Below are 20,434 nucleotides of genomic sequence, written 5' to 3' on the forward strand. Positions count from 1 at the left end.
AGTCTAGCGAGCCCCGGCGGGTCCCTCCGTGACGGCCGCGAGGATCCGCAGCTCCTCGGCGCGGGTCAGCCCCGCCCTCCGTTCCCGGTCGACGCCGCGTGCGCGCTCGTCGTCGATCACGCGCGCGATCGTGTCGGCCAGCGGACGCAGCGCCCCGCCGCGCGCCCGATAGGCGGCGTTCGACCGCGTCATGAATCCGGTCATCTCCTCGGGCAACCAGAGCGGGAGCGAATGCGGGCCCATCCAGTACTCCACGCCCTGGGCCACCAGCCGATCCGCGTCGGCGATCACCGTCGCCCCCTCGTGACCAGCGGCACGACGCACGGCGTCCAGCACCTCCCCGAGCGGACGCGCGTCGCCGATCGCATTCACGGGAGAACCGGGAGACGCCGTCACGAGGAACGCCGCCAGATCGTCCACATCGATCACCTGCGCGGTCTTCCCGTCGAGGGGCGGCAGGAGCACCGGACCGTCGGCCGCGCGGAGAAAGGCGGCGGCCCAGTAGCCGAAGCGATCGCTGGGGTCTCCGTCGCCCACGATCAGCCCGGGACGCGCGACGAGCGCGCGTGCGCCGAGGGCCGCGACGGCGTCTTCCGCCGCGACCTTCTGGGCCGCGTAGTCGTCCTCCCCCTGGCCGTCACGCGCCGGCGCGTGACGCGGCGCGGACTCGTCGGCGCCCGCGGTCATGTCATCGGCGTACACCGACATCGACGACACGTACGTCCACTGCGCCGCACGATCGCCCAGGGCCGCGACGGCCCCCGCGACGTGCGCCGCCCGTGAGGAGACGTCCACGACGTGATCCCACTCGCGGCGGGCGGCCTCCGCATAGGCGTCCGGTGCGTCCCGGTCGGCGACGATCAGCGCCGCGCCGTCGGGAGCGGCACGCCCCCCGCGCGCGAGGCAGGTCACGTCCGCGCCCGCCTCCAGCCAGCCGTGGGCGATCCGCCCCGAGAGCCAGCCCGTCCCGCCCAGGATCAGCACATCCGTCATGTGCCCATGCCAGCAGCATCCGGGGAAACGCGGAAGGCCTTCCGCTCAGGGCAGAGCGGAAGGCCTTCGCGACGGGGTCGATCAGTCGCGCAGTGCGGCGCCGAATCGCTCCGCCGCGACCGCGACACCCGCCAGCTTGGCGTCGGTCGCCTCCGCAGCGGTGAGCGTCCGGTCGTCGGCGCGGAAACGCAGCGCGAACGTCAGGCTCTTGGCTCCCTCGGACACGCCCTCACCGCGGTAGTCGTCGACCAGTCGCACCGACTCCAGCAGCGCGCCCGCCCCCTCGGCGAGCGCCGCCCGCACCTCGCCCGCCGGCACATCGGCGGCCACGGTCAGCGACACGTCCTGCGTGGCCGCGGGGAACGTCGACAGCGAGGCCGCCACGATCCGCGTCCCCGCGAGGGTGAGGATGCGGTCGAGGTCGAGCTCGAGCACGGTGGCGCGACCGGGCAGGTCGGCGTCCTCCGCCACCGAGGGGTGCAGCTCCCCGACGTAGCCGACCTCCTCGCCGGCCGCGACGAGCGCCCCGGTGCGGCCGGGATGCAGCGCGGCGCGCTGCGCCTGTCGCACGTCGATGTCGATGCCCGCGGCGGCGGCGATCACGCGCACGGCGTCGAGCGCCTCGACCAGCCCCGACGCCTCGGCGGGACGACCCGGCTGACGCGGCGACACGTTGCCGGTGAGGAGCACCGCGATGTGGCGCTCCTGGGGCGGGATGGACGCGTCGAGCGCGGCGAGCGTCTCGTCGGAGGGGCGCACGCCGAGCGGCGGCACCTCGTCGGTTCCGTACTCGACGCCCGGCTCCGGCAGGAACACGAGGCCCGTCTCGAAGAGGGCCAGGTCGGTCATGCCGCGGGCGATGTTGCGGTGCGCGGTCTGCAGCAGCCCCGGGATCAGCGAGCGGCGCAGGTACGGGGCCTGCCCGTCGAGCGGGTTCGCCAGGCGGATGCTCGGCAGGTGCTCCCCCGACGCGGAACCGTGCAGGTCGTTCTGCGCCTCGGTCGTGAACGGGAACGTCGGCGTCTCGACGAAGCCCGCCGCCGCGAGTGCGTTCGCCACGCGGCGACGACCCTGCTGGTGGGCGGTGAGGCCGCGACCGGACGGCGGCGTCGGCAACACCGCGGGGATGCGGTCGAGCCCGTGGATGCGGGCGACCTCCTCCGCGAGCGTCCACTTGTCGGTGAGGTCGGGTCGCCAGGTGGGCGGGATCACGGTCCAGCCGGCTTCCGCCTCGGTCACCTCGGCGCCGATGGTCGTGAGGGCGCCCGTGATCTCGTCGTCGGTGTAGTCCACGCCGATGAGCCCCTGCACGAAGCCGGCCGGCAGCGCGATGTCCCCCACGAACACCTCGGCGAACAGCGCGCCACCCTCGTCGGTGAGCGTCCCGCCGGCGAGCTCGACCATGAGGTCGGCCGCCCGACGCGCCGCCACGAAGGGGATCAGCGGGTCGACGCCCCGCTCGAAGCGCTTGGAGGCCTCGCTGGGCAGCTTGTGGCGACGGGCCGTCCTGGCGATGGTCGTGGGGTCGAACGTCGCCGCCTCGATCAGCACGTTGCGCGTGGTGTCGCTCATCTCGGTCGTGCCGCCGCCCATGACACCGGCGAGGCCGATGGGTCCGGACTCGTCCGTGATGAGCAGGTCCTCCTCGTGCAGCGCACGCTCCACGCCGTCGAGCGTGGTCATCTTCTCGCCCGGCGTCGCGCGACGCACCGTGATGCCGCCCGCGAGCTTGTCCAGGTCGTAGCCGTGCAGCGGCTGCCCGAGCTCGAGCATCACATAGTTCGTGATGTCGATCAGCACGCCCAGCGACCGCATGCCGGCGAGGCTCAGCCGGGCGATCATCCACGGCGGCGTCGGGCGCGACGGGTCCACGTCCCGCACGACGCGCGTGACGAACTCGCTCGCACCGACGTTGCCGCGCACCGGGGCCCGGTCGTCGACGACGGTCGTGTGACCGGAGCCGGGCTGCAGCTCGGCGAAGTCGCGCTCGGCGGGGTCGCGGAAGGTCGCGCCCGTGGCGTGGGCGTACTCGCGGGCGACACCGCGGACCGAGAAGGCGTAGCCGCGATCGGGCGTCACGTTGATCTCCACCGCGACGTCGTCGAGGCCGAGCAGCGCGATGGCGTCGGTGCCCACCGGGGCATCGATGCCGAGGTCGGACAGCACGACGATGCCGTTGTGCTCGTCGCCGAGGCCGAGCTCGCGCGCGGAGGCGATCATCCCGTCGGACACGTGCCCGTAGGTCTTGCGCGCGGCGATCGGGAACGGGCCGGGCAGCACCGCACCGGGAAGGGTCACGACGACCTTGTCCCCGGCGGCGAAGTTGTGCGCCCCGCAGACGATCCCGCGGACGCCGCCGTGCTCCTCACCGACGTCCACCTGGCACCAGTTGATGGTCTTGCCGTTGGACTGGGGCTCCGGTTCGAGCGACACGACCTGGCCGACCACCACGGGACCCGTGATGGCGAAGCGGTGCACGTCCTCCTCTTCGAAGCCCACCGTCACCAGCGCCGCGAGGACATCCTCGGGCGTGGTCTCGGGAGCCAGATCGACGTACTCACGCAGCCACGAAAGCGGGACGCGCATCACACCACCATCCCGTACTGCTCGCTGAAACGGACATCGCCCTCGGCCATGTCGCGCATGTCCTGCACATCGCTGCGGAACATGAGTCCCCGCTCGATGCCCATGCCGAACGCGAAGCCGCTGTAGACCTCTGGATCGATCCCTGCCGCGCGCAGCACGTTCGGGTTGACCATGCCGCAGCCGCCCCACTCGATCCAGCGCGCGCCGCCCTTGAAGGTCGGGTGCCACAGGTCGAGCTCAGCGGACGGCTCCGTGAAGGGGAAGTAGTTGGTGCGGAAGCGCATCTTCGCCTCCGGGCCGAAGAGCTGACGCGCGAAGTGGTCGAGCGTGCCCTTCAGGTGCGCCATCGTGATGCCCTTGTCGATCACGAGCCCCTCGAACTGCGTGAACACCGGCAGGTGCGTGGCGTCGAACTCGTCGGTGCGGTACACCCGCCCGGGGCACAGCACGTAGATCGGCACCTCGCGGTCGAGCATCGAGCGCACCTGCACCGGGCTGGTGTGCGTGCGCATCACCAGGTGACGCGAGGTCGGGTCGACGTAGAACGTGTCCTGCTCCTGGCGAGCGGGGTGATCGACGTCGAAGTTCAGCGCGTCGAAGTTGAACCACTCGTGCTCGAGCTCCGGCCCCTCCGCGATCTCCCATCCCATGCCGACGAAGATGTCCTCGACCTGGTCCTGGAGCAGCGTGAGCGGGTGGCGGGCACCGACGCGCGTGCGCGAGGGGACCGCGGTGATGTCGACCCGCTCAGCCTCGAGCCGTGCGGCGACCTCGGCGGCGGCCAGCTCGGCCTCCTTCGCCGCGAGCGCCTGGGTCACGCGCCCCCGCCCCTGGCCCACGAGCTTGCCGAACGCGGCCTTGTTCTCGGGGGCGACCTGGCGCATCGAGGCGTTCAGGACCGCGAGCGGCGATCCCTCGGCGACGTGCGCGGCTCGGGCGGCTTTCAGCTCGGCGGTGTCGGCGGCCGCATCGATCGCCGCGAGGGCGTCGGCGACGGCGGCTTCGACCGCGTCGGGGGTGATTTCCGGAGACTCTGACACGGGAGTCGAGTCTACCGGCGCGGGACGAGCGTCCCGCGCCGGTCGCGACTCAGAGACCCGGACCTCCGGCGCTGTCGGCGTCGAACTTCCCCGCACCCTTCTGGAGCACGATGAGCGAGGTGTTGGTCTCGCCGCCGTGCTGCCGCGGATCGGGCTCGGCCGGTCCCGCCTTCGGCGAGCGCTTCGCCCGACGCTGCAGCCGGTAGGCGATGTAGGAGAGCAGGAGACAGACCGCGACGTACATCGAGCCGCCGACGATCGCCGCCGGGATCAGCGGCGAGCCGTAGGGCGCCTGGTTGCCGATCTGGTTGATGACGTACAGCAGCTCCTGATACGTGATGATGAAGCCGAGCGCGGTGTCCTTCAGCGCCACCACGAGCTGCGCGATGATCACGGGCATCATGGCCCGCACGGCCTGCGGGAGCAGGATGAGCGACATGACCCCCGTCTTGCGCAGACCGATCGCGTAACCGGCCTCCTGCTGTCCGCGCGGCAGCGACTCGATCCCGGCGCGCAGGACCTCGGCGAGAACGGAGCCGTTGTAGACGATCAGCGCGATGACCACGGCCCAGTAGGGCGGCATCTTGACGCCGAGCACGGGAAGACCGTAGTAGAGCAGCATCATCAGGATCAGGACGGGCACGGCCCGCAGGATCTCGATGATCCACCGCACGGGCTCACGCACCCAGGCGTGCTCGGAGAGCCGGCCGATGCCGAGGACGAAACCGAGCACGAGGGAGCCGACCCCCGCGACCGCGAAGGCGGCCAGGGTGCTCAGCAGTCCCTCGCCGAAGCGCACCCAGACCGCGGAGTAGGTGAAGATGTTCCACTTCTCGGGGGCGAACTGGCCGGTGGCGTACAACCGCCACACCACCCAGCCGAGGACGGCCAGCACCACCAGCACCGTGACGGCGCCGATGAGACGGTTGCGGGCGACCGCGCGGGGCCCGGGGACGTCGAACAGGACGGAACTCATCGCGCGATCCTCCACTTGTTCTCGAGCACGCGCTGCACCCAGCTGAGCAGCAGCACGAGCACGACGAAGATGACCATGACCCACAGCAGCACGACCAGCGCGTTCTCACCGCGCTCGCTCAGTGCCGCCCGGATGGTGCCGAGGTTGACCACCGAGAACCCGGCGGCCACCGTGGTGTTCTTCATGAGGGCGATCAGCACGCTCATGAGCGGCGGGACCACGGACCGCGTCGCCTGCGGGAGCACGACGTAGCGCATGACCTGGCCGAAGTTCAGTCCGATCGCCCGCGCGGCCTCCGCCTGCCCGACCGGAACCGTGTTGATGCCGGCGCGGATGGCCTCCGCGACATAGGTGGCGGTGTAGAGGCCCAGCGCGATCACGGCGAGGAGCAGGGCGTTGACCCGCTCCCCCAGCAGGATCGGGAGGCAGAACGCGAAGAAGAACATCACCAGCGTGAGCGGGGTGTTGCGGATCCAGTTCACGTACACGCCACCGACGGCGCGCGCGATCGGAACCGGCGACACCCTGGCCGCGCCCACGATGAGGCCGAGCACCACGGCGATGAGGCCACCGCCGAGGAACAGCGCGATGGTCCCCCACAGCGCTTCACCCCAGAGATCGAGGTGGTCTGAGATCACTCCCACTGCTGTGCCTTTCGGTTCGTTTCTACGTCAGATGAGGCGACGGAAGCGGGGCGGGCGACCGTGCCGCCCGCCCCGCGGTGATCAACCGACCGGGTCGACCTCGGGCTGCTCCGCCTTCACACCGGAGGCACCGAGGTTGTTGTCGAAGATCTGCTGCCAGATGTCGCCACCGTCGGTCAGCTGCGTGTTGAAGTACTCGACCAGCGCGTCGTCGCCCTTGGCCACGCCGATGCCGTAGCGCTCCTCGCTGAAGGGCTCGCCGACGACCTTCAGGTTGTCGGGGTCCTGCGCGGCGTAGCCGATGAGGATGGCCTCGTCGGTCGTGACCGCGTCGACCTGACCGTTCTTCAGGTCCTCGACGCACTTGGAGTACGTGTCGTACTCCTTGGTCGGGACATCGGGGTAGTTCGTCTTGATGTTCTGGATCGGGGTCGAGCCGGTCGCCGAGCACACCGTGGTGGACGAGCTCAGGTCGTCCACGCTCTCGATGTCGCTGTCGGCGCCGACGAGGAGGCCCTGACCGGTGACGAAGTACGGGCCGGCGAAGGAGATCTGCTCCTTGCGCTTGTCGGTGATCGAGTAGGTGCCGACGTAGTAGTCGATGTCGCCGTTGACGATGGCCTGCTCGCGGTTCGCGGAGGCGATCGCCTGGAACTCGATCTTCTCCGGGTCCACGCCGAGCGATGCGGCCATCCAGCGCGCGATGTCGACGTCGAAGCCGGTGCGGTCGCCGGTCACGGGGTCGAGGTAGCCGAGACCGGGCTGGTCCTCCTTGACGCCGACCTTGACGGTCCCCGACTCCGAGATCCGGTCGAAGGTCGGGCTGCCGTCGATGCTGACGTCCTCCAGCACCGTCCACGGCGTGGCGCTCGAGGTGTCCTCGTCGCCGTCCTCGGGTGCTCCGGTGCTGGACGGGGTGCCGCTGTTGCAGGCGGTCAGGGCGAGCAGCGCCGCCGCCGCGATCCCGATGCCTGCCAGTGTCCGTGTGCGTCGCATGTGCGTCTCCTTCGTGTGCTGTGGGTGCAGGGTCTGGTGGGGTCAGTGGGTGAGGAGCTTCGAGAGGAAGTCCTTGGCGCGGTCGCTCTTCGGGTTGGTGAAGAACTCCTCCGGCTTCGCCTCCTCGACGATCCGGCCGTCGGCCATGAACACGACACGGTCGGCGGCCTTGCGCGCGAAGCCCATCTCGTGCGTGACGACGATCATCGTCATGCCGTCCTGGGCGAGCTCGACCATGACGTCGAGGACCTCGTTGATCATCTCCGGGTCGAGCGCACTGGTGGGCTCGTCGAACAGCATGACCTTGGGCTGCATCGCCAGGGCCCGCGCGATCGCGACGCGCTGCTGCTGACCGCCGGAGAGCTGCGCGGGGAGCTTGTTCGCCTGCTGCGCGACGCCCACGCGCTTCAGCAGCGTCATCGCCTCGGCCTCGGCCTCCGACTTCTTGAGGCCGCGGACCTTGATCGGCCCGAGCGTCACGTTCTCCAGGATCGTGAGGTGGGCGAAGAGGTTGAACGACTGGAACACCATGCCGACGTCGGCGCGCAGGTGCGCGAGCGCCTTGCCCTCGGCGGGGAGCTCCTTGCCGTCGATGCGGATCGAGCCGCTCGTGATCGTCTCCAGGCGGTTGATCGTGCGACACAGCGTCGACTTGCCCGACCCGGACGGGCCGATCACGACGACGACCTCGCCGGTGTTCACGGTCAGGTCGATGTCGCTGAGCGCCTGGAACTCGCCGTAGTGCTTCTGGACGTTCTCCACGACGACGAGAGGGGTTTCAGAGGTCATCATTTCTCCAAACTAGCCACGCGTTGCGCGCGGTTCCAGGCACCACGGTGAGGTTTACACGTTCGTAATCACCTGATCGCGGCGACAATGCGGCAGTGCAGGGTCGCCCCACGGCCCGCCCCCTCGGGCCGTGGGATCGCCCTGCTGCCACGCTCCCAGCGACAGCAGGCAGCAGGTGTCCGATCGTGTGCGATCGACCTCACCCTGGCAGAGCTGCTCAGGTGCCGTCCGACTTCTTGAGGATTTCTTGAGCAGCCGGACGGCCGCCGCGGATCACCCCCGCAGGTCGCGGTAGTACTCCTGCGCGCCGGGGTGCAACGGCACCGGACCCGTGAAGATGGCCGACCTCCGGTCGAGCAGCGCCGCCGCCGGCACCTGTTGCGCGAGAGCCGTCCTGGCATCGAACAGCGTCGCCAGCACATCGCGCACCACCCCCGCGGGCGTCGAGCCCGCCGTGACCAGGTAGTTCGGCACGGCGAGGGTGGTGACCGCGGCAGCGAGCCCGTACGTCCCCGCCGGCACGTCGGCAGGCCTGTACGCGTGCGAGTAGCGGTCGTTCACCTCGTTCACCCACTCCTGCTCGATCGGCAGCAGGCGCACGTCCGCGGTCCGTGCCAGCTGCGCGATCCCCGGGGTCGGCAGCCCGCCCACCCAGAAGAACCCGTCGATCTCGCCCTCCGCCATGGCCGCGATCGACGCACCGAGGTCGAGCTGGGGGTCGCGGATCGACGCCGCGTCCACCCCCGCCGCGTCCAGCACGCGCCCCGCGATCACGTTGACCCCCGAGTTCTCCGCCCCAAGCGACACCGTCATCCCGGCGAGATCGGCGAGGTCGTGCACCGGGGAGTCACCGCGCACGACCACCTGCAGGTACTCGTCGTACAGCCGTGCGACCGCCGTCACGTCCTGCGGCTCGGTGAAAGCCCCCGTCCCGGCCACCGCGTCGGCAGCGGCGTCGCCCTGCGCGAACCCCAGCAGCGCCTCCCCGGCGCTCACCCGCAGCAGGTTGTCGACCGATCCGGCCGTCTGCTCCGCCACCAGGTCGACCGTCCTGGCGCTCGACACCGCGTCGGCCACCGCGGTGCCGTAGGCGAAGTACACACCCGTCGAGCCTCCGCTCGCGATCGTGTACTCCTCGTCGCCCCACTCGCCCGACCGGGTCGCACACGCCCCGAGCGTCAGCGCCAGGCACGTCACGAGCAGTCCGGCGACCAGGCGCCCCACCCGGCTCACGCGGCGCCCTCCGCGGGGAGCACCAGAGCGACCAGCAGCCCGCCGCCGTCGGCCGAGCTCACCCGCAGCTCTCCGCCGACCGTCGTCAGCAGGTCCGTCGCGATCGCCAGCCCCAGGCCCGTGCCCGGCTGGTCGCCGCTGTCGGCGCTGCGCCAGAACCGATCCGTCGCCGCCTCCGCGTCATCCCGGCTGAGCCCCGCCCCGTGGTCGCGCACCGTGAGATGGCACCCGTCGGCGTGGCGCCGCGCCCCGATCTCGATCGTGCCTCCGGCGGGCGAGTACTTGACGGCGTTGTCGATCGCCGCGTCCAGGGCGGCCTCCACGATCGTGCGGTCCGTGATCGTCATCACCGAGTCCTCGCCGGTGCGGTGCAGCGTCATGCCCCGATGCTCGGCCACGTCGCGCCAGGCCTCCAGCCGCCGCGACGCCACGGCCGCCAGGTCGACGGCCGACAGCGTGGAGTCCGTGCGCCCGCCGCGGGCCAGCCCGAGCAGCGTCTCCAGGATGCGGCTCATCCGCCGGCCCTCCTCACGCGTCTCCTCCACGTCGGCGTCCCACTCCGCTCCGAGCCCCGTCGCGAGGTGCTCGACGCGCAGCAGCAGCGCGTTCAGCGGGTTGCGCAGCTCATGCGAGGCGTTCAACGCGAACTCCTGCTGCCGCGTCATCACCCGTTCGATCTCGTCGGCCATGCCGTTGAACACCCGCGTCATGCGCCGCAGCTCCGGGGGTCCGGTGTCCTCTGCGACCCTGGCATCCATCTCGCCGCGCTCGATCGCCACCATCGCCTCGTCCAGCCGTCGCACCGGCGAGAGCACCCACCGCGCGAGCCCGGCCACGAGAAGCACGCCGAGCCCGCTCAGCACCACCACGACGGCGCCCAGGAGCAGCGTCTGCTGCAGGATCGCGGCGCGAGGACGGTCGACGTCGCCGGCCACCAGCACCGCGCCGATCACGTCACCGTCGTCGAACACCGGCTCCACGAGCGCCGCATCCGGTACGGCCCACGGCGGCGCGGGCGCGGGCTGCTCGGCACGACGGCCGGAGAGCGCCAGCCGCACGCGCTCCGCATCCGCCTCCGACAGCACCGCGTCGCCGTGCGCGCCCGCGGCCCACGCGGCCCCCGCGAGGTCGAACACGGTCACCTCGATGCCGTACACCTCCTGGAAGCGCCGTACCTCCGCGTCGACCACCGCGGGGCTGCCCGAGCGCAGCGCCTGTCGTGCGCTGGTGACGAAGTAGCCGAGGTCGCCCAGCTGCTCGGTGTAGAACGCCTGCTGGACACTGCGCGACGCGCTCCACGCCGCCACTCCCCCGAGCGACACCAGGACCGCGACCAGCGGCACCAGGAACATGACGATCAGGCGACGGCGCACGACTCAGGACTCCGCGAGCCGGTAGCCGACACCGCGCACCGTCTCGATGAAGCCGCGGTCGCCGGTCTTGCGTCGGATCGCCGCCACGTGCACCTCGAGCGAGTGCCCGAAGCCGCGCCAGTCCGTGTTCCACACCTCCCGGATCAGCCGCTCCTTCGGTACCGCCACCCCGGGGTAGCGGGCGAGCACACCCACGATGTCGAACTCCTTGCGGGTCAGGCCCACCACGGCGCCGTCGACCCGCACCTCGCGCGCCACCAGGTCGATGTGCACGCTCCCGTCGTGCAACAGCACCCGGGTGTCCGCCTCGGTGCGCAGGGGACGGGAGCGTCGCGTCACGGCCTCGATGCGCGCCAGCAGCTCGTGCACGTCGTACGGCTTCACGACGAAGTCGTCCGCGCCCGCCCGCAGCCCCTTGATGCGCTCGGCCACCTGGTTGCGGGCGGTCACGATCACGATCGGCACGTCGGAGCGCCCACGGATGCGACGGCACAGGTCGATGCCGTCCACGTCGGGCAGCCCGAGGTCCAGCAGCACGACCTCGGTGTCGGCGTCCACGAGGGTGAGCGCCTGCGCACCGTCGGACGCCCGCACCGTCGCGTACCCGGAGCGCGCCAGGAACGCCTCCAGTGCCGCCGCGACCCGCTCGTCGTCCTCGACGATCAGTACCCTCATCGCCCCCGCTTCCCCGCTCTTCCCGCCCGCTCAGCCCGTCGGCGCCGCGCGCTGTGCGAACGCGCTCTCGTACAGGCACACGCTCGCCGCCGTGGCGAGGTTGAGCGACTCCGCACGACCGAAGATCGGCAGCCGCAGGACGCGGTCGGCGAGCTCCAGCGCCTCGTCCTCCAGGCCGCGCGCCTCGTTGCCGAACAGCCAGGCGGTGGGCTCGGCCAGCACGCCGTCCGCGCGCGCCCCCAGCAGGTCGTCGCCCTTCACATCCGCCGCGAGGATGCGCAGACCGGCGGCGTGCGCGCGGTCGACGACATCGGGCAGCTCGGCGCCGACCGACACCGGCAGGTGGAAGAGCGAGCCCGTCGTCGCGCGCACGACCTTCGGGTTGTAGGGGTCGACCGTGCGTCCCGTCAGCACCACGGCGTCCGCTCCTGCGGCATCCGCGGCGCGGATGATGGTGCCCAGGTTGCCCGGGTCGCGCACCTCCTCGCAGATCGCGACCAGCCGGGGCGACGCGTCGAAGATGTCGCGCACCGAGGTCGGGGTCTGCCGCACGACAGCGACGAGGCCCTGCGGGGTGACGGTATCGGCCATCGCGTGCAACACGTCCTCGGTGACGTATTCGACCCGCACGTCGGCGTCGGCCGCCTTCGCCCGGATGTCCTGATGCCGCTCCCAGCCGCCGGGTGTCGCGAACAGCTCGACGATCGCCTCGGGGCGGTAGGTCAGCGCCTCGCGGACCGACTGCGGTCCTTCCAGCAGGAACAGCCCGGTCTCGGTGCGCGCGCTGCGCTTGGTCAGCTTGGCGACGGCACGGACTCGGGGGGAACGAGGGTTCTCCAGCACGATCTCAGTCTAGGGCGACGACGACGCCCGGAAACGCGGAACGGGCGCCTTCCCGCAGGAAGACGCCCGTTCGGAGCGAGATGCTTACGCAGCCGACTTCGGCGCGTTGACGTCGGAGGGCAGAGCCTTCTTCGCCGTCTCGACCAGCGTGGTGAACGTGGCCGCGTCGTTGACCGCGAGGTCGGCGAGCATGCGACGGTCGACCGTGACGCCCGCGAGGCCGAGGCCCTGGATGAAGCGGTTGTACGTCATGCCGTTCTGACGCGCGGCGGCGTTGATGCGCTGGATCCAGAGGCGACGGAAGTCACCCTTGCGCTTGCGACGGTCCCGGTACGAGTAGACCAGGGAGTGGATGACCTGCTCCTTGGCCTTCCGGTAGAGGCGCGAACGCTGACCGCGGTAGCCGGAGGCGCGCTCGAGGATGACCCGACGCTTCTTGTGGGCGTTGACTGCCCGCTTGACTCTTGCCATTTTCCTGTGTTCCTATCGTGCGTTCGGCGCGTCAGCGACCGAGAAGCTTGTTCGCGACCTTGGTGTCAGCCTTCGACAGCACCTGGTCCTGGTTCAGACGACGGGTGCGACGGCTCGACTTGTGCTCGAGGTTGTGGCGCATGTTCGCCTGCTGCTTCTTCAGCTTTCCGCTGCCGGTGATCTTGAAGCGCTTCTTAGCACCCGAGTGGGTCTTCTGCTTCGGCATCTTCTCTTCCTTCGTGATGGCGCCTTCTCAGGCGACGGTGTCTACCCGCGTTGCGGGAGTTCGTGGGGCGGATGTCACTCCGCGGCGGGTGCGGCCGGGGCGGCCGAGTCGCTCTTGGCGTCGCGGGCAGCCTGCTTGTTCGCCGCACGCTGCGCGTCGCGCACCGCGTTCTGCTCCTGCTTCGCCTCGGACTTGCTCTTGATCGGCGCGACCACCATGACCATGTTGCGGCCATCGATCGTCGGGTTCGACTCGACGGTGCCGAACTCGGCGACGTCTTCCGCGAACTTGCGCAGCAGACGCACACCCTGCTCCGGGCGCGACTGCTCGCGACCGCGGAAGAGGATCATCGCCTTGACCTTGTCGCCGGCCTTGAGGAAGCCCTCGGCGCGCTTGAGCTTCGTCGTGTAGTCGTGCGCCTCGATCTTCAGTCGGAAGCGGACTTCCTTGAGGATCGTGTTCGCCTGATTACGACGCGCTTCCTTCTCCTTCTGGGCGGCCTCGTACTTGAACTTGCCGTAGTCCATGATCTTGACCACGGGCGGCTTCGAGTTCGGGGCGACCTCAACGAGGTCGAGATCGGCTTCCTGTGCGAGACGCAGCGCTGCCTCGATGCGGACAACGCCGATCTGCTCACCCGAGGGGCCGACGAGGCGGACCTCGGGGACTCGGATGCGCTCATTGGTGCGGGGATCGCTGATGCGGAGCTCCTTAGACGATGTGATTCGGCCACCGTGATGCGGATGCATCCCGGGCGAAATCGAACTCGTCTCCCACCCGCCGGCACTCAGACGCCGGCTCCACACCCTGTCTACCGGTCCTCTCGTGACGAGTGAACCGGCGGAGTGCAAGACCCGGTAGCCTGGAACGGCAAGCGCGGGTGGGAAGTGAATCCTCTTTCGTTCCAGAGCATGACGCTCCGGAGCCCGCCAAAGTCTAACAGAAGGCAAGGCGAAGTGACGAACCAGGCACCCGACGAGGCGGCACGCGAGCGCGAAGAGCGCTGGGCACGACAGGAGGAGGCGGCCTCGTCCGCGGTTCGCGACATCGCGGACGTCCCCGCCGTCGAGGTCATCACGACCGCGGCCGTGCACCTCATGAGCGCCGCCGCCGTCAAGCTCGGCCTCGCCGACGAGCCCGACGCGGCCGAACAGCTCGACCTCGACGAAGCCCGCAAGCTCATCAACGCCCTCGCCGGGCTCATCACCGCCGGCGCCCCCGAGATCAGCGACATGCACGCGCGGTCGCTGCGCGACGGCCTCCGCTCGCTCCAGCTCGCGTTCCGCGAGGCATCGACCATCCCCGACCCGATCGGCAAGGGCCCCGGCGAGAAGTGGACCGGCCCGGTCACCTGAGCCGGCGCCCGTCGCGGTTCAGGCGCTGCGGCGGAGCTTGACCGTGAGCGAGTCCGCGAGCACGGCGATGCGGTCGTCGGCCGCCCAGCGCTGAGCCAGACGACCGAGCACGGCGTCGAGCACCTCGCGCTCGAGCCCGTCGACCAGCTCGAGGATCACGACCAGCTCGGGCCCGCGCAGGCGGGCGTCGGGGTCGCCCGCGGCCACGGCCACGTCGATCACCGCGAGCTCATGCGCGACGCTCTCCTGCAGCGCCGTGAACACCTCGGGCGACAGGAAGCTCGGCTCCCACGCGTGCCCCTGCGCGACCGCCCAGACCGCCGGGCGCCGGATCACGAACTCCGTGTCGGATGTGGGGTCGAGCACGATCAGGTCGGTGTCCTCCGCGGATGCGGCCAGAGCCGCACGCACCGCCTCCACCGGGATCGGTCGCGCCGTCGCGTCCCACCGCTGCATCGCCTCGACCGAGGAGAACACGGGCTGGACGCGCCGGCCATCGGGCGCCGCGACCGTGACGATCGACAGCTCCTGGGTCTTGTCGACCGCGAGCCCGCTCGGCGCGACCCCCTCTTCGCCCTTCTCCGCGATCAGCGGGATCAGCACGCGCGCGGCACGGAAGGCGTCGACGACCTCCGCCTGCGATCCCTCGCCCGCCCGGAAGCGCTGAAGGGCGTCGAGCAGGGCGGGATCGGCGGAGCCGTCGTCGGCCGCGTGCGGGTTCGACTCGAAGCTGCGACCCTCCCACGGAACACCCGCGGAATCGGCGTGGTTGTGCGCCTCCGGGCCGTGGCCGTGGGGGTCAGTCTCCGGCGACATCCAGCGCCTCGGCCAGGGTGAAGGCTCCGGCGTAGAGCGCCTTGCCGACGATGGCACCCTCGACGCCCAGCGGCACCAGCTCGCGCAGCGCCGCGATGTCGTCGAGGTTGGAGACCCCGCCGGAGGCCACGACCGGCTTCGGCGTGCGCGAGGTCACCTCGCGCAGCAGCTCCAGGTTCGGGCCGCGGAGTGTGCCGTCCTTCGTGACGTCGGTGACCACGTAGCGGCTGCAGCCGGCATCCTCCAGGCGCTCCAGCACCTCCCAGAGGTCGCCGCCCTCCTTGGTCCAGCCGCGGGCGGCGAGAGTGGTGCCGCGCACGTCGAGGCCGACCGCGATCGCCTCGCCGAAGCGGCTGATGACGTCGGCCGCCCACTCCGGGTTCTCCAGCGCGGCGGTACCGAGATTGATGCGCGCCGCGCCGCTCTCGAGCGCCGCCTCCAGGCTCGCATCGTCGCGGATGCCTCCGGAGAGCTCCACGTTCACGCCGCGGAACTGCTTGATGACCTTGCGCAGGATCGGTGCGTTGCTGCCGCGGCCGAACGCCGCGTCGAGGTCGACCAGGTGGATCCAGGAGGCGCCCTGCGCGACCCACTCCCCTGCGGCGTCGAGCGGGTCGCCGTAGCTCGTCTCGGTGCCTGCCTCGCCCTGGGTGAGTCGGACGGCCTTGCCGCCGGCGACGTCCACCGCGGGGAGGAGCGTGAGCGAAGGTGACTGCGCGAAGTCGTTCATGGGGTCCTTGGTTCGGGTGTCTCTGCGGCCCGAGCGGGCGCGACACACGAGGCTACCGCGGCGGTCGGCACCCACTCAAATGCATGACGCCGGCCGTCGGTCGCAGCGGCGCCGCCATCCATGCCTGACATTTCGTCGGGTAACATGCTACGGATGTCAGCGCGAGAACCAGGGCCCCCGTCCGAGTACCGACGCGTCCGAGCCGACCAGGAGATCGCCGTCCCCCGCCCCCGGTCCGCCATCCGCGGCTCGGCCGCTCCCCGCCCGGCCGCCGAGTCGTCCGCCTCCCCGGCGCCGTGGCCCGCACGCGCTTCGGGGCGCGCGTCCCAGTCCGCGACCCCCGCGGTCACCCCCACCCGCGCACCCGCACAGATCGCGGCACCCACGCGCGCCGCGACACCGTCACCGACCTCGGCACCGGTACCGGCCTCGGCAACGGCACCGACACAGGCACAGGCACCGACACCGACACCGGCACCGACACAGGCACCGACACCGACACCGACACCGGCACCGACACAGGCACCGACACCGACACCGACACAGATACCGACACCGACACCGACACCGACACCGGCACCGGCACCGACACCGACACCGACACCGACCGCGACACCGACACCGACACCGACGGTGACCGCGACCGCGACACCGACACCGGTACGGACACCGACACAGGCACAGATGCCGGCTGTGGCGCCCACCCCCACCAGCACTCCGGCAGAGATCATCACCCCTGCCCCCGCATCCGCATCCGCTCAGTCCCCCGAACCCGTCGCGTCCCCTGCCCACGCATCCGCATCCGCGTCCCCCCGGTCCCCCGAACCCGCCGAGTCCCGCGCCGCCGGATCCGCCGACGCGTCCGCGCAGAACGCATCTGCGCACGCCGCATCGTCCGGGCGAAGCCGCCGTCGCTCGCCGCAGCGCGAGACCACGACCCGCCCGTCCTTCCTCACCGAGGAGCTTCCGGCCGAGCCCGCCCGGATGGGGTTCCGCGGCGCCCTCAACCGCATCGGCATGGACTTCGGTCCCGGCTCCGTCGAGGAGGCGTTCCGCCGCGACGAGGCCGCTGTGAGTCGCCAGTGGTCCGGGCCGCGCACGATCGCGATCGTGAACAGCAAGGGCGGCGCGGGGAAGACACCCACCACAGCGCTTCTCGCCGCGGTGTTCGCCCGGTTCGGGGGTGCGGGCGTGCTCGCCTGGGACAACCACCAGACGCGCGGGACCCTTGGCTGGCGCACGGAATCGGCATCACACCGCAACACCCTGCGGGAGATGCTCTCCGACAGCAGCCGCCTGATCAGCCCGGGCGCCCAAGCCGCTGACCTGGCGGACTACGTTCATCACCAGCCGCGCGACCGTTTCGACGTCCTCCGCTCGCAGCCGCCACGCCTGGCACACGACGATCGCCTGGGCCCGGCCGAGGTCGACGTGCTGCACACGGTGGCCTCCCGGTTCTACCGACTCATCTTCGTCGACTCGGGCAACGATGAGACCGACCCGCTGTGGCGCCGGATGATCGACCACACGGATCAGCTCGTGGTCGCGACCACCTCCCGCGGAGACCACGCCGAGGCCGGGGCCCTCCTGCTCGAAGCCCTCGCCGAACGCGACGAGCGCTCGGCTCACCTCGTCGAGCAGGCGGTCGTGATCGTCTCGCAGGCCGATCCCCACGCGACACCGACCGAGATCGGCGCGGTGTCCGACGGGTACCGCTCGCTCTGCCGAGAGGTGCATGCGATCCCGTTCGATCGGGAGATGGTCGACGGCCCGCTGCGCTACACCGCCCTCGCCGGACGGACGCAGCGAGCGTGGCTGTCGGCGGCGGCGGCCGTCGCCAGAGGGCTCTGACGCCGAACGGCCGGACCGGCCGCGTGCGACAGCCCCCGGCTCACGGGCTCAGAGGCTGGTGACCCAGTTGCGCAGCAGCTGGATGCCCGCCTCGCCCGACTTCTCCGGGTGGAACTGCGTCGCCGACAGCGGTCCGTTCTCCACGGCCGCCAGGAAGGGATCGCCGTAGGTGGCCCAGGTCAGCACCGGCTGGGGGAACGGCGGGATCACGTCGAGCTCCCACGACTGCGCCGCGTAGGAGTGCACGAAGTAGAACCGCTCCTCCTCGATGCCGCGGAACAGCACCGTGTCCTCGCCGGGGTCGACCGTGTTCCAGCCCATGTGCGGCAGCACGGGAGCGTTGAGCTCGGTGACCGCGCCCGGCCACTCCCCCAGGCCCGCGGTGTCGTGGCCGCGCTCGACCCCGTGCTCGAACAGCACCTGCATGCCGACGCAGATGCCCAGCACGGGGCGACCGCCCGCGAGACGCCGCCCGATGATCTCGTCGCCCCCGTGCGCGTGCAGCGCATCACGCACGGCCTGGAACGCCCCGACCCCCGGCACGACGAGGCCGTCGGCCTCGAGCGCCTCACTGCGGTCGCGCGTGAGCACCGCGTCGGCGCCCGCAGCCACGAGCGCCTTGACCGCGGAGTGCACGTTGCCGGACTCGTAGTCGAAGACCGCGACGCGGGGTGCCGCGCTCACAGGGCCCCCTTGGTGGACGGGATGCCGTCGACGAGCGGGTCGAGCGCCTTCGCCTGACGGAACGCGCGCGCGAAGGCCTTGTACTCCGCCTCGGCGATGTGGTGCGGGTCACGGCCGCCGAGCACGCGCACGTGCACCGTCAGCGCGGCGTTGAACGCGATGGCCTCGAAGGAGTGGCGCACGAGCGAGCCCGTGAAGTGCCCGCCGATGAGGTGCTGCTCGAAACCGACGGGCTCGCCCTCGTGCACGAGGTACGGACGACCGGAGATATCGACCACGGCCTGCGCCAGCGCCTCGTCGAGCGGCACGAGCGCATCGCCGTAGCGCGAGATGCCCGCCTTGTCGCCCAGGGCTTCCAGGATGGCCTGACCCAGCACGATCGAGACGTCTTCCACGGTGTGGTGAGCGTCGATGTGCGTGTCGCCGGAGGCGCGGACGGTGAGATCGGTCAGCGAGTGCTTCGCGAACGCCGTCAGCATGTGGTCGAAGAACGGCACCGAGGTGTCGATGCGGCTCACCCCGGTGCCGTCGAGGTTCAGCTCCAGCTCGACGGTCGACTCCGACGTGCTGCGCACACGACGCGCGGTGCGGGCGGGGTTCGCGGGGGTGGTCATGATGCCGATCCTATCGAGGCCAGGGCGTCCAGGAACGCGGTCGTCTCGGCCTCGGTGCCCGCGCTGACGCGGAGGTGGCCGGGGATGCCGACGTCGCGCACGAGCACGCCGCGGTCGTACAACTGCCGCCACGTGGCCTGCGGGTCGGCCACGCCACCGAACAGCACGAAGTTCGACCAGGACTCGTGGGGCGTGTACCCCAGTGCCTCCAGCGTCGCTGTGATGCGGTCGCGCTGCTCGACGATCTCCTCGACCATGCCGAGCATCACGTCGGCGTTGCGCAGCGCCGCCACCGCCGCGGCCTGCGTGAGCGCGCTCAGGTGATACGGCAGCCGCACGAGGCGGAGCGCGTCGATGAACGCGGGGTCTGCGGCCAGGTAGCCGACGCGCGCTCCGGCGAACGCGAAGGCCTTGCTCATGGTGCGCGACACAGCGAGCCGCGGACGGCCGTCGAGGAGCGTGAGCGCGGACGGCGCGTCATGCGGTGCGAACTCCTGATATGCCTCGTCGACGATCACGACGCCGCGCGCGGCCTCGTAGACCGCCGCGACGACGTCGAGCCCGAGCGGCGTACCGGTGGGGTTGTTGGGCGAGCACAAGATCACCACGTCGGGGTCGGCGGCGCGCACCTGTTCCGCGGCTTCCTCCGGGGTGATCGAGTAGTCGGGGTGCCGGGTGCCGGCGACCCACGACGCACCCGTGCCCTGCGCGATCAGCGGATACATCGAGTAGGTCGGAGCGAAGCCGAACGCCGTCCGCCCCGGTCCGCCGAACGCCTGCAGGATGTGCTGCAGCACCTCGTTCGAGCCGTTGCCCGCCCAGATCTGCTCGGCCGTGAGCCCGTGACCGAGGTAGTCCGCGAACGCCTCCCGCAGCGTGGTGAACTCCCGGTCGGGATAGCGGTTGACGTCGCGGATCGCCACGGCGATGTCGTCGAGGATGTCGCTGGCGACCTCGTCAGGAACGGGATGCGTGTTCTCGTTGACGTTGAGGGCGATCGGGAGCGGTGCCTGCGGTGCGCCGTACGGAGTGAGTCCGCGCAGATCGTCGCGCAGCGGGAGATCGTTGAGGGAGAGGGTCACCCTATCCATGTTAAGAGGACGAGGCGGCACCGACGGCCATGCGTCACTCCGCGTACTGCGCCGGGATCGCGAGCTCCTGACCGATCTGGATCTCTCCGCCGCGGAGCAGGTTCATGCGGCTGATGTCGCCGATCACGTCGCGCGGGTCGGCCTCGGGAGCGATCGAGCCGGCGATCGACCAGAGGGTGTCACCGGGCATGACCGTGATGGTCTCGACGGCGGCCACGGGCTTGTCGGCACCGGAGGCGATGGCGCTGCCGCCGCTGATCGCCGCGAAGGCGATGCCGACGGCGAGCGGGACGGACGCGACCGCGAGCAGCACACCGCGACCGCGAGCCGTGAGCCGGAGCCGCGTGGCCGGACGGGCCGTGGCGGAGATCGCGGTCGCGGTGCTGAGGCTGATGGTGCTCATGTCTGCTCCTTCACTGTCCCGGCGCCGCGAGGGCCCGGGGAGGTT

At 71.0% G+C, this 20,434-nt stretch carries 22 protein-coding genes; 2 read left to right on the top strand and 20 right to left on the bottom strand.

Annotated features, from left to right (window positions below):
- Window positions 1–3: 3 nt before the first annotated feature.
- The 14 genes from KZC56_RS16195 to infC all read right to left on the bottom strand — a co-directional run bounded on the left by KZC56_RS16195 (window position 4) and on the right by infC (window position 13,594).
- Window positions 4–993: an NAD-dependent epimerase/dehydratase family protein gene (locus tag KZC56_RS16195; RefSeq protein ID WP_247639014.1), complete on the bottom strand. Its 990-nt coding sequence runs from the start codon at window positions 991–993 to the stop codon at window positions 4–6.
- Window positions 994–1,074: 81 nt separating this feature from the next.
- Entirely contained in the window at window positions 1,075–3,579 is a 2,505-nt protein-coding gene (gene pheT / locus KZC56_RS16200; protein WP_247639015.1) for a phenylalanine--tRNA ligase subunit beta, read from the bottom strand.
- Entirely contained in the window at window positions 3,579–4,619 is a 1,041-nt protein-coding gene (pheS, locus tag KZC56_RS16205) for a phenylalanine--tRNA ligase subunit alpha (protein ID WP_136034273.1), read from the bottom strand. The genes pheT and pheS overlap by 1 nt, the downstream gene beginning before the upstream one ends.
- Window positions 4,620–4,668: 49 nt before the next feature.
- Window positions 4,669–5,595: an amino acid ABC transporter permease gene (locus tag KZC56_RS16210; RefSeq protein ID WP_206253196.1), complete on the bottom strand. Its 927-nt coding sequence runs from the start codon at window positions 5,593–5,595 to the stop codon at window positions 4,669–4,671.
- A complete protein-coding gene (locus KZC56_RS16215) occupies window positions 5,592–6,239 on the bottom strand; it encodes an amino acid ABC transporter permease (RefSeq protein WP_136034277.1) in 648 nt (215 codons plus the stop codon). Before KZC56_RS16215 ends, KZC56_RS16210 begins: the two co-directional genes overlap by 4 nt.
- A gap of 81 nt (window positions 6,240–6,320) precedes the next feature.
- Window positions 6,321–7,235, bottom strand: a complete 915-nt coding sequence (locus tag KZC56_RS16220) for a glutamate ABC transporter substrate-binding protein (RefSeq protein ID WP_136034279.1) — start codon at window positions 7,233–7,235, stop codon at window positions 6,321–6,323.
- A gap of 42 nt (window positions 7,236–7,277) precedes the next feature.
- On the bottom strand, window positions 7,278–8,024 hold the full coding sequence (locus tag KZC56_RS16225; protein WP_136034321.1) for an amino acid ABC transporter ATP-binding protein: 747 nt from the start codon (window positions 8,022–8,024) through the stop codon (window positions 7,278–7,280).
- A gap of 273 nt (window positions 8,025–8,297) precedes the next feature.
- Window positions 8,298–9,257 carry a TAXI family TRAP transporter solute-binding subunit gene (locus KZC56_RS16230; RefSeq protein ID WP_240753075.1) on the bottom strand — a complete coding sequence of 320 codons (960 nt, stop codon included), beginning with the start codon at window positions 9,255–9,257 and terminating at the stop codon, window positions 8,298–8,300.
- Window positions 9,254–10,630 (bottom strand): sensor histidine kinase, encoded by a 1,377-nt coding sequence (locus KZC56_RS16235; protein ID WP_247639016.1) that lies wholly within the window; start codon window positions 10,628–10,630, stop codon window positions 9,254–9,256. The genes KZC56_RS16230 and KZC56_RS16235 overlap by 4 nt, the downstream gene beginning before the upstream one ends.
- Window positions 10,631–10,633: 3 nt before the next feature.
- Window positions 10,634–11,305: a response regulator transcription factor gene (locus KZC56_RS16240; protein ID WP_136034281.1), complete on the bottom strand. Its 672-nt coding sequence runs from the start codon at window positions 11,303–11,305 to the stop codon at window positions 10,634–10,636.
- 30 nt (window positions 11,306–11,335) lie between these two features.
- The gene (locus tag KZC56_RS16245) at window positions 11,336–12,148 is read right to left on the bottom strand and encodes a TrmH family RNA methyltransferase (protein ID WP_136034283.1); all 813 of its coding nucleotides are present in this window, start codon (window positions 12,146–12,148) and stop codon (window positions 11,336–11,338) included.
- 84 nt (window positions 12,149–12,232) lie between these two features.
- Window positions 12,233–12,619 carry a 50S ribosomal protein L20 gene (gene rplT / locus KZC56_RS16250; protein ID WP_017202428.1) on the bottom strand — a complete coding sequence of 129 codons (387 nt, stop codon included), beginning with the start codon at window positions 12,617–12,619 and terminating at the stop codon, window positions 12,233–12,235.
- Between the two features lie 31 nt (window positions 12,620–12,650).
- The gene (rpmI, locus tag KZC56_RS16255; protein WP_136034285.1) at window positions 12,651–12,845 is read right to left on the bottom strand and encodes a 50S ribosomal protein L35; all 195 of its coding nucleotides are present in this window, start codon (window positions 12,843–12,845) and stop codon (window positions 12,651–12,653) included.
- A gap of 74 nt (window positions 12,846–12,919) precedes the next feature.
- Window positions 12,920–13,594, bottom strand: coding sequence for a translation initiation factor IF-3 (gene infC / locus KZC56_RS16260; protein WP_136034288.1), 675 nt, complete (start codon window positions 13,592–13,594; stop codon window positions 12,920–12,922).
- A 207-nt stretch (window positions 13,595–13,801) separates the two neighbouring features.
- On the opposite strand from infC, the gene KZC56_RS16265 reads away from it, so the two are divergent.
- A complete protein-coding gene (locus KZC56_RS16265; RefSeq protein WP_136035894.1) occupies window positions 13,802–14,200 on the top strand; it encodes a DUF1844 domain-containing protein in 399 nt (132 codons plus the stop codon).
- Window positions 14,201–14,218: 18 nt separating this feature from the next.
- Here KZC56_RS16265 and KZC56_RS16270 read toward each other — a convergent pair whose 3' ends face one another.
- A complete protein-coding gene (locus tag KZC56_RS16270; RefSeq protein ID WP_136035895.1) occupies window positions 14,219–15,016 on the bottom strand; it encodes an SseB family protein in 798 nt (265 codons plus the stop codon).
- Complete coding sequence (gene priA, locus KZC56_RS16275) at window positions 15,000–15,746, bottom strand: bifunctional 1-(5-phosphoribosyl)-5-((5-phosphoribosylamino)methylideneamino)imidazole-4-carboxamide isomerase/phosphoribosylanthranilate isomerase PriA (protein ID WP_136034294.1); 747 nt, start codon at window positions 15,744–15,746, stop codon at window positions 15,000–15,002. The genes KZC56_RS16270 and priA overlap by 17 nt, the downstream gene beginning before the upstream one ends.
- A 984-nt stretch (window positions 15,747–16,730) precedes the next feature.
- Here priA and KZC56_RS16280 point away from each other — a divergent pair.
- Window positions 16,731–17,597 (top strand): MinD/ParA family ATP-binding protein, encoded by an 867-nt coding sequence (locus KZC56_RS16280; RefSeq protein ID WP_240745374.1) that lies wholly within the window; start codon window positions 16,731–16,733, stop codon window positions 17,595–17,597.
- Window positions 17,598–17,645: 48 nt separating this feature from the next.
- Here KZC56_RS16280 and hisH read toward each other — a convergent pair whose 3' ends face one another.
- From hisH to KZC56_RS16300, 4 genes are read right to left on the bottom strand one after another with little or no spacing between them, the layout of a single operon-like run.
- On the bottom strand, window positions 17,646–18,281 hold the full coding sequence (hisH, locus tag KZC56_RS16285) for an imidazole glycerol phosphate synthase subunit HisH (RefSeq protein ID WP_247639017.1): 636 nt from the start codon (window positions 18,279–18,281) through the stop codon (window positions 17,646–17,648).
- Entirely contained in the window at window positions 18,278–18,895 is a 618-nt protein-coding gene (gene hisB / locus KZC56_RS16290; protein ID WP_136034298.1) for an imidazoleglycerol-phosphate dehydratase HisB, read from the bottom strand. The genes hisH and hisB overlap by 4 nt, the downstream gene beginning before the upstream one ends.
- Entirely contained in the window at window positions 18,892–19,986 is a 1,095-nt protein-coding gene (locus tag KZC56_RS16295; protein WP_205814367.1) for a histidinol-phosphate transaminase, read from the bottom strand. Before KZC56_RS16295 ends, hisB begins: the two co-directional genes overlap by 4 nt.
- Window positions 19,987–20,020: 34 nt before the next feature.
- A complete protein-coding gene (locus KZC56_RS16300) occupies window positions 20,021–20,389 on the bottom strand; it encodes a LysM peptidoglycan-binding domain-containing protein (RefSeq protein WP_136034301.1) in 369 nt (122 codons plus the stop codon).
- Window positions 20,390–20,434 lie beyond the last annotated feature (45 nt).

Origin of the sequence: Microbacterium sufflavum, from assembly GCF_023091155.1 — a bacterium.
GTDB lineage: Bacteria > Actinomycetota > Actinomycetes > Actinomycetales > Microbacteriaceae > Microbacterium > Microbacterium sufflavum.

Bases quoted from the DNA above. Each gene is read 5' to 3' on its own strand.
- KZC56_RS16195 (WP_247639014.1), bottom strand. From the start codon at position 993: ATGACGGATGTGCTGATCCTGGGCGGGACGGGCTGGCTCTCGGGGCGG.
- pheT (WP_247639015.1), bottom strand. From the start codon at position 3,579: ATGCGCGTCCCGCTTTCGTGGCTGCGTGAGTACGTCGATCTGGCTCCC.
- KZC56_RS16210 (WP_206253196.1), bottom strand. From the start codon at position 5,595: ATGAGTTCCGTCCTGTTCGACGTCCCCGGGCCCCGCGCGGTCGCCCGC.
- KZC56_RS16220 (WP_136034279.1), bottom strand. From the start codon at position 7,235: ATGCGACGCACACGGACACTGGCAGGCATCGGGATCGCGGCGGCGGCG.
- KZC56_RS16225 (WP_136034321.1), bottom strand. From the start codon at position 8,024: ATGACCTCTGAAACCCCTCTCGTCGTCGTGGAGAACGTCCAGAAGCAC.
- KZC56_RS16240 (WP_136034281.1), bottom strand. From the start codon at position 11,305: ATGAGGGTACTGATCGTCGAGGACGACGAGCGGGTCGCGGCGGCACTG.
- rplT (WP_017202428.1), bottom strand. From the start codon at position 12,619: ATGGCAAGAGTCAAGCGGGCAGTCAACGCCCACAAGAAGCGTCGGGTC.
- rpmI (WP_136034285.1), bottom strand. From the start codon at position 12,845: ATGCCGAAGCAGAAGACCCACTCGGGTGCTAAGAAGCGCTTCAAGATC.
- infC (WP_136034288.1), bottom strand. From the start codon at position 13,594: ATGCATCCGCATCACGGTGGCCGAATCACATCGTCTAAGGAGCTCCGC.
- KZC56_RS16270 (WP_136035895.1), bottom strand. From the start codon at position 15,016: ATGTCGCCGGAGACTGACCCCCACGGCCACGGCCCGGAGGCGCACAAC.
- priA (WP_136034294.1), bottom strand. From the start codon at position 15,746: ATGAACGACTTCGCGCAGTCACCTTCGCTCACGCTCCTCCCCGCGGTG.
- KZC56_RS16280 (WP_240745374.1), top strand. From the start codon at position 16,731: ATGGGGTTCCGCGGCGCCCTCAACCGCATCGGCATGGACTTCGGTCCC.
- hisB (WP_136034298.1), bottom strand. From the start codon at position 18,895: ATGACCACCCCCGCGAACCCCGCCCGCACCGCGCGTCGTGTGCGCAGC.
- KZC56_RS16295 (WP_205814367.1), bottom strand. From the start codon at position 19,986: ATGGATAGGGTGACCCTCTCCCTCAACGATCTCCCGCTGCGCGACGAT.
- KZC56_RS16300 (WP_136034301.1), bottom strand. From the start codon at position 20,389: ATGAGCACCATCAGCCTCAGCACCGCGACCGCGATCTCCGCCACGGCC.